The organism is Nitrospira sp. BLG_2 (genome assembly GCF_049222245.1).
The window spans coordinates 1-7594 of record NZ_JBLYIG010000388.1 but is presented as its reverse complement, the minus strand read 5'-3'; the positions used below and the strand labels follow the sequence as shown (position 1 = coordinate 7594).

General features: G+C 53.2%; 8 protein-coding genes and 1 pseudogene. 3 read left to right on the top strand and 6 right to left on the bottom strand.

The features are described 5' to 3' along the window. Positions 1–183: pseudogene (locus ACOSYY_RS10760) on the bottom strand (hydroxylamine reductase); the annotation flags it as partial. A 106-nt stretch (positions 184–289) separates the two neighbouring features. Beyond that, complete coding sequence (locus ACOSYY_RS10755; RefSeq protein WP_421662353.1) at positions 290–508, bottom strand: hypothetical protein; 219 nt, start codon at positions 506–508, stop codon at positions 290–292. Positions 509–1386: 878 nt separating this feature from the next. On the opposite strand from ACOSYY_RS10755, the gene ACOSYY_RS10750 reads away from it, so the two are divergent. Then, positions 1387–3444, top strand: coding sequence for a TonB-dependent receptor plug domain-containing protein (locus tag ACOSYY_RS10750; protein ID WP_421662352.1), 2058 nt, complete (start codon positions 1387–1389; stop codon positions 3442–3444). Positions 3445–3629: 185 nt separating this feature from the next. Here ACOSYY_RS10750 and ACOSYY_RS10745 read toward each other — a convergent pair whose 3' ends face one another. Both ACOSYY_RS10745 and ACOSYY_RS10740 read right to left on the bottom strand, forming a co-directional pair. Further along, positions 3630–4079: an Hsp20/alpha crystallin family protein gene (locus ACOSYY_RS10745; RefSeq protein ID WP_421662351.1), complete on the bottom strand. Its 450-nt coding sequence runs from the start codon at positions 4077–4079 to the stop codon at positions 3630–3632. 190 nt (positions 4080–4269) lie between these two features. Beyond that, positions 4270–5406 carry a citrate synthase gene (locus ACOSYY_RS10740; protein ID WP_526023313.1) on the bottom strand — a complete coding sequence of 379 codons (1137 nt, stop codon included), beginning with the start codon at positions 5404–5406 and terminating at the stop codon, positions 4270–4272. 193 nt (positions 5407–5599) lie between these two features. On the opposite strand from ACOSYY_RS10740, the gene ACOSYY_RS10735 reads away from it, so the two are divergent. Beyond that, positions 5600–5938, top strand: a complete 339-nt coding sequence (locus ACOSYY_RS10735; RefSeq protein WP_421662348.1) for a hypothetical protein — start codon at positions 5600–5602, stop codon at positions 5936–5938. A 22-nt stretch (positions 5939–5960) separates the two neighbouring features. Here ACOSYY_RS10735 and ACOSYY_RS10730 read toward each other — a convergent pair whose 3' ends face one another. Continuing rightward, a complete protein-coding gene (locus ACOSYY_RS10730; protein ID WP_421662346.1) occupies positions 5961–6329 on the bottom strand; it encodes a hypothetical protein in 369 nt (122 codons plus the stop codon). 88 nt (positions 6330–6417) lie between these two features. Between ACOSYY_RS10730 and arsC the strand changes: the two genes are divergently transcribed. Beyond that, the gene (gene arsC / locus ACOSYY_RS10725) at positions 6418–6768 is read left to right on the top strand and encodes an arsenate reductase (glutaredoxin) (RefSeq protein ID WP_421662345.1); all 351 of its coding nucleotides are present in this window, start codon (positions 6418–6420) and stop codon (positions 6766–6768) included. A gap of 249 nt (positions 6769–7017) precedes the next feature. On the opposite strand, the gene ACOSYY_RS10720 is transcribed toward arsC, so the two are convergent. Beyond that, a partial coding sequence (locus ACOSYY_RS10720; RefSeq protein WP_421662343.1) for an HRDC domain-containing protein occupies positions 7018–7594 on the bottom strand: 577 nt, incomplete at its 5' end.

Here is a 7594-nt window from a genome sequence, read left to right as displayed (position 1 = left end):
CAGATACCGCTTGAGCAACGCCTCGTACAGTTCCTTCGGCGAGGCCGACCGCTCGAGCTTCAACGCCTCGTAGGTCTCCTTCGGAACGGTGGGGAAATTCGCCTGCGCCTGAACAGCGGTAAACACGCCGCAGACGACCAGCAGCACACATGCCCGCATGAGGTGGACGCTTATCGTAAACATGCATTGTCTCCATAGCATAATGCGATACCACTCCTTTCATTGAGGCCCTGGCAGACGATCCTAGGAACACCTCCTAATGTCTGGGGAAGCGTTCCCTTCTGAATCCTCACGCACTCCGGAGGCCTTGAAACAAGTCATCGAGTGTCATCAGCACTCCCCCGGTGATTTGGCGAAGCTCTTGTCCTGTACATTGCAGCGGAATCATCCGCCGTCGTTGCCAGCCCCTGAGAGCAAAAACTTTCCCCGGCTGCTTATACGGCTTCTCGCATACCACGACGAACTCCTTTCCATGATCGTCTTCCAGGATGAACCCTTTCACCTTCATGCGACCTCATCCCCTTCTGCCAGTTTTGTTCGTTAGCGACACCATTGTAATGACCCAGGAAGCACTTTTTTCCATTGCGATGTCGAGTTCATCCTCTTTCCGCCATGCGTTTCTTTGCCACGTATGAGACGATACCCGGCGGCGATACTGGGAAATCACCGCCGGACTCGCCGGCCGAGGCCGGAACCTCACAAGGAGATAGGCGGCTGGATAGGGCGAATCCAGTCTGATCCCGGCCTGGGACATCGTATCCGCACCTAGCAAATCTCGTGCTTTAGTCAACACCCTGAATTCAATTCTCCAATGAATATCTCTCCTGGCAACCTCCGTGTTCTATGTGAGTGATGGACACTGTAATACTGATTGTTCATAGCGAGACAGCATCTTTTTTCCTCATTACAGCCGACGCGCCGAGACCACAGGTTCATTCGTATAGGTAACCGGCGCACTTGCAATGCCAGTTTCATTCCAGAAACCCTCTTTCCGTCCCTCACAACTCATACAAATCGTCATGGTGTCCTCTGACTGCGTGAACTGCCGACCACAAGCTCACAAACGTCATCAGAAGAGATCTATGAGACGCTTCCCGAACCGATAGAAATCTAATCGCAGAGGCAGAAAAGACTCTGTTACAGAGCAAATGAATCCAAATAGATTCGGTATCTTATTTGATTCACTTTGATCGGAAAACAAAGACATTCCGTCGTGAGGCAAGCGACAAACATGCCATAAGATCCAGTGGTGACCGTTCATCACTTAGAAAGCCCTATTCTTATGCCTAGACCCAATACTTCGGCCCAGTGTAAATTCCGGTCTTCGATCTCTCTAAATAGAAATAGCTACATGGTGTGGACAATCTTGAGGCTACGCACTAAGACATGCCGCGACAGGTGATCCGCCGGTGCCTCAGATGCGCGACCATTCTTGTAATTGGGACCCGCTGGTGTAGTGATCCATTTTATGCTGGAGCCGAGACTTCTCTTCCCATTCCACGTCCCTCCTCAACCATCGAAAAACAGATCCAGGAAGAAGCACTTTATCTGAAGGAAGAGACCGTCAGCATCGCCAGCCGGTACGAACAGCCGATATCGAGGGCCCCTTCTGATGTCTATGTGATTACGGATGAAGACATCCGTAACTCAGGAGCTACCGACATACCAACGTTGCTGCGGCAAATCCCAGGCATGGAAGTCATGCAAATGAACGCGGTGGATTTCAATGTCAGCGTACGCGGGAACAATCAGTTAGCAGCGAACAAGCTCTTGGTCTTGGTCGATGGCCGCTCTATCTATGTGGATCAAGCTGGGATTGTTTTCTGGAAACAGTTACCAATCGTGCTGGCTGAAATCAAGCGGATCGAAGTCCTCAAGGGTCCAGCATCAGCTATCTATGGATTCAATGCTTTCGACGGAGTGGTGAATATCATCACCAAATCTCCGGAAGAAATGAAAGGGACCACACTGCAAGTGGCAGGCGGTGAGCTTGGCACGCTGCTCACTAACGCCATTCATGCAGGAAACACGGGGAGCTGGGGCTATCGCATCTCAGGCGGACATGAGCAGGCTCAGCGATGGTCAGACCAAAGCATGCCAGCTCTCAACAGCCAAAGGATCGGGGGAATAGCAGAATACCGCCTTTCTGGTGATAGTAAGATCCGAGCCGAGGCAGGACTAGCAAGATCAAGTCCCTATCATGGTCTAGTGAATGCCGTATCGACCTCAGACCTTAACTTTTCGCAGGCCCACGCACTTGTCGGTTATACACAGAGCAACTTCTCGATCCGTGGTTGGTGGTATGGTCTTTTTTCAGACACCAACGTGTTAATGTTTCCTCCTCTGGTCCCGCTGCTTAATCAGACCGACCAGTTTGGGCGTGCTGGCCAGAGTTTTTCTCTAAATACGTATGATTTAGAAACGCGTTACCGATTTACACCTCATGAGAGACTCAGCTTAAATATTGGCACCCACTTTCGCCACATAGTCAGTTCCTCGAATATCCTTAGCAACCGAATGACAGAGAATCGCCTAGGCCTTTACGTTCAAGGAGACTGGTTGCTACTACCTTCATTAGAGATAAGCGCCGGCTTCCGTTACGACATGGATACTTTTATCGCCCCAACCTTGTCGCCTCGTGGAGCCATCGTCTACCACCTGAATTCGAACCATGCGGTTCGGTTGTCCAGTTCCGTCGCCTATCGCCCACCGACAACAAACGAGGTTGGCCTCAGCATACTTAACCCCGTCACTCTTCCAGCCTTACCACCTCAGATTTCCGTTGTCACAGGTTCCACCGACGTGAGGCCAGAACAGATCATGTCCTATGAGCTGGGCTATCAAGGCTGGTGGTGGGAACATCGGCTGCGGACCAGAATCACGGGGTTTTATAACCACATTTCCGATCTCATCGCTTTTCGAAACCCAACTGGCAATCCTCTGAATCCAGTGCGTCCGGTCAATGGAGGCGTGGCTGATGTATACGGTGGGGAAGTTGGCGCGGAATTTTTACTGACAACCTGGCTCTCTGGGTTTGCCAACTATGCGTATCAGGAGGTCGGACAAAGCTCCAGTGGGTTCAGTCGGCGAGGTTTTCCTCATCATAAAGTCAATGCTGGCCTCCGGGCGACCTGGAGTCCATTCACCGGCGAACTTCTCTATCACCATGTGGGAGATGCGTCGTACCCGTTGGCTGACGCGTTTACAAATCTGGCCCCTTTTTTTCCGGCCGGGACGGTTCTTCCACAGGAACAAGTCCCCAGTTACAACTTGCTCAACCTCCGGCTGGGATACCTCCTATGGCGGCAGCAGACCGCGGATTACGTACGCGAAGCCGAGCTGGCAGTTTCCGTGTTCAACGTCTTGAATGATCGGCATCGCGAGCATCCGCTAGGCGACATTCTCGGCACTCGAGTGATGGGCTGGCTCACGGTGAAACTTTGATCCGCTCGTTTTTAGCATTCAATGTCCTCCGCCCTCATAATGCCACGGTGCTACTCACAAACGTCGGTTTCCAGTTGAATCCGTACCGTGACCACGTTTGCGGGCGACCTTGCGGCTCATGTTTTTAAAGAAAAAGGCCCGCCTCATGAGGCAGGCCTTTGTTCAGAGCTAACTCTCAGACCGGCTTACGCCACCTTGACATCGATGGACTTCGGTTTCGCCTTCTCCGACTTCGGCAGATGGAGGTTCAACACCCCATCTTTGAACTCGGCCTTGACCTTCTCCTCGTCGATCACATCAGGGAGCGAAAAGGTCCGAACAAAGCTGCCATAGGATCGTTCGATCCGATGGAACTTCTTCCCCTTCTCTTCCTTCTCATGCTTCCGCTCACCTTGAATGGTCAGCACGCCATCCTCGAGCGTGACCTTCACATCCTCCTTCTTCACATCCGGAATCTCGGCCTTGATCTGATACTCTCCTTCGGTCTCACTGATATCCACCGAAGGTGCCCAATCCGCAACGATCATGGTCTCCTTGCCGTTGGTTCGCGACGCGGCAGGGCGAGCAAACATGCGGTTCAACCGATCTGAGACTTCTTCCAATTCCCGAAACGGATCCCATCGTACGAGTGTCATAGCGACCTCCTTCATGTGTTTCCTTGTAATTTCTAACGGATTTGCTGGCGCTGCGCCGATTCAACTGTCTAGGCCTTAGATAAATCGGGCCATGGGGAAGTCAAGCTCAAGGTTGAGGTTTAGGCTAAGGTCGTGTGAAGGATGGATGGTTCCGTTTCCCTTAACCTTAGCCTGAACCTTCAACACCCCACTAACGTTGATCGATGGGCACATAAGGCCGGTTATGCTCGCCGGAGTAGATCTGGTCCGGCCTGAACAGTTTGTTTTCGCGCAATTGCTCCAACCAATGAGCCAACCAGCCCGACACCCTTGACATGGCAAAGAGCGGCGGAAACAGATCGACATCGATGTCCATCTTGTCGTAAATGATACCGGAGTAGAAATCGACATTGGGATAGATGCCTTTACTGTTTAGTACTCTTCCGGCCGCCGCCTCCACTTCCAATGCGATCTCATACAACGGCGAGCTTCCGCATTCCTTGAACAAGCGCCGACAGAGTTCCTGAAGAACCGTGGCACGAGGGTCTTTGACCTTGTAGACACGGTGGCCGAATCCCATCAGTTTTTTCTTATTCTGCAAGGCATGCTCAACATACGGTCGCGCCTTGTCGAGTGTGCCGATTTCCCTCAGCATCACCACCACTTCTTCGTTCGCCCCTCCATGCAGGGGACCTTTCAGCGCGCCGATCGACGAAGCGACAACCGTATAAGGATCGGCCAGGGTTGACGCCGTGACCAATCCTGTAAATGTGGACGCGTTCATGGTGTGTTCGGCATGCAGGATCAAGCAATCATCGAAGATGTCAGCCCATATTTGCGGAGCCACGGACTCCGTCAGCATATAGAAAAAGTTCTCGCTGAACCCGAGGTCGTCGCGCGGGGCGATCGGATCGTCACCGTGGCGAAGCCTCGCCCAAGCCGCGACGATCGTCGGCAATTTGGCGACGAGTCGCACCGCGCTCCAATAATTATTCTCGACGTCCTTGACGTTGCGACCCGGATAAAACATCCCGAGCGCCGCTACTGCCGCCTGAAGCGCATCCATAGGATGCCCCGACTCAGGTAGGCTTTTCAGCAAATCGATGATGCGGAACTTGATGCGCCGGTGATAGGTGATGTCCCTGGTCCATTGTTGGAATTCGGTCGTGGAGGGAAGATGCCCGAAAAGAAGGAGATACGCCGTTTCCAGGTACGAGGAATCCGAACAGAGTGTTTCGACGCGAATGCCGCGGTATTCCAGAATACCGCGTTGTCCATCGACGTCGCTGATTGATGAGGTGGCAGCCGGAACACCGGCTAGTCCTGGCATGAAATCATGCGGCATAATGTTCCTTTACACATCTAAGGTTTTGCGTTACCTATCATTACCCTACCATGTTGGCGCAGCGTTCTTGCAATGGAAAATCGTGCTTGGCATACTACGTGTCGATGGATCAATCATCTCGGTGCCTGGATCAGAGATGTGAATGATACGAACCGCTGTTCTCATGTACGGCCTTACTATCGTGATGGTGAGCGTCGTGACAACTTCTTTCGCCGCAGCGGAGGAAAATGTTATCGCATTTGCCGTCGTCAGCGAGCTTCCGAAGGACAAAACACGGATTCCCGCAAAGGTCGCCATCGATGGGGCGGTCGGCGACATGAAGCTTCTGGCCTCTGATCAAATTCTGTCGAATTTGGTCTGGAAAAAATTGGAAATCTGCCACGCGCTCAAGCTCGAAGGACAAACGTCTACAGAGGGATTTCGGATACACTCCGTACGCGCCATCGACGGAGCGATGTTACCAATGGTGTTACAGGGTTTTGCAGGAGATTGTCTACTGAAGAAGGCCTTGGAAATGGCTCCCTTTGTCGATTAGTATCACGAGTCTGTCTGATTGATCAGCCGATACAGTCGGAGCACCGCTCCGGTTCCTTGTCAGACTCGCACTCCTCCATAGTAAGAGGAAAGAGCATTGCGCAAGATTGACATGACCGAATCTCAAAATACGGTATGCCATGCTCATCGATATCGGTGGGAAGAAGGAGCTCGCTTGGGTCATAGCCCACGAGACACTCATCGCTGAACTTCACGACGGCCAGCCGGTCGTTGAACGCTTCAAAGGTGGCTTCTTGCCCTTTGCGCTCGAGCACATGCCCAAGAACAAAAACCGGCTGCCCCTTACGCTTGATGCGGAGAGCTTTCAGCGTTCGTTGCGAGGCATTGACACAGGCGAACTGACCGGTGGAGCTGGTTCCAATCCACGGCATAACAATCCTGTTTAGGCCTATCCCTTGTTGGGATCTAGCATAGACTGAAAAAAATCGTCAAGGCGCGTTTTCTCACTAAGGAGTCATTATGGCAAATGTCACGATCTATCACAAACCGACCTGCACCACGTGCCGACAAGCCGTACAATTGCTCAAGGACAGCGGGGCGTCTTTTACAGCCATCAACTACTACGAGCACGCGTTTACCAAAACACAGCTTAGAACGCTTTTGAAGAAAGCCGGCCTATCGCCCAAAGACGTGCTTCGAACCAAAGAAGACCTGTATCACGAGCTTGGTCTGGCCAAAAAACAGCTCTCCGACGATGAACTGCTCGACCTCATGGTGAAACACCCAGATCTTATTCAACGGCCGATCGTGGAGAAAGGCGAACAGGCCATGCTCGCGAGACCGGCGGAGTCACTCAAGAAATTTTTGTAGGTTATGACCACCGGATTCAGCGCGGCGAATCGCATAACGAGTAAGACACTGCCGGCTCACTAAGACACGGTCTGCTCACCGCCGATACTGAGCGCTCACCATCTCGTCCCGTGCGCAAATTTAAGATGACGTACGCGTCTCCTCGCGCACCCGGCGGGCGTCCACCAGCGTGTCCTACCAGATTCGGCATGGCGTGGATCCCGGCGGCGCGCATGGACGTGGCGCGCTTTGTTCATCGCGCCGCGCGCCTCAGCGATCCGTGATCTGCCCGGACAGCGACCACCGAATCGTCCTGGTCTGCGGATCAACGGTGAAAGCGACCTTCCCGTCCAGCGCGTCAAGCAGAAGATCCCCCACCAAGGTTCGTCTCCATCCTTTCAGGAGCGGGAGATCCAACGCCGATCGATTCATTTTGGCATCGACTAACTCCTGGAGGTCGGCCGTGGTCGCCAAGAGGGTCGGCGCAATCTCTTTCTCCAGAGCGCGTGCCTTGACGACCGCCTGAAGCAGCTCTACAAATCCGTTCGATTCCGACTCAGGTTTTCGCTCTTTGGCGAGCACCGGCCAAGCCGAAGACGGAAGCGCAAGCGCCGTTTGAATCGCCGTAAGAATCGACTCTCCATTGCGGTCGGTTTCCGAAACATGGAGACCTCTGACGTTGCGCAACTCATCCTGGTGTCGCGGTGGATGTCGCGCCAGCTGAAGCAGCACTTCATCCCGGACGACGCGGCTCCGGGGCACATTTCTCCGTTTGGCTTCCCCCTCGCGCCAGGCTGCAAGTTCTCGAAGCACCGCGGCCGATTTGGGTTTCAGCTGATCCCATCCC

Excerpts from the sequence above, each read along its gene's own strand:
- ACOSYY_RS10755 (WP_421662353.1), bottom strand. The coding sequence starts at position 508 with ATGAAGGTGAAAGGGTTCATCCTGGAAGACGATCATGGAAAGGAGTTC.
- ACOSYY_RS10745 (WP_421662351.1), bottom strand. The coding sequence starts at position 4,079 with ATGACACTCGTACGATGGGATCCGTTTCGGGAATTGGAAGAAGTCTCA.
- arsC (WP_421662345.1), top strand. The coding sequence starts at position 6,418 with ATGGCAAATGTCACGATCTATCACAAACCGACCTGCACCACGTGCCGA.
- ACOSYY_RS10750 (WP_421662352.1), top strand. The coding sequence starts at position 1,387 with ATGCCGCGACAGGTGATCCGCCGGTGCCTCAGATGCGCGACCATTCTT.
- ACOSYY_RS10730 (WP_421662346.1), bottom strand. The coding sequence starts at position 6,329 with ATGCCGTGGATTGGAACCAGCTCCACCGGTCAGTTCGCCTGTGTCAAT.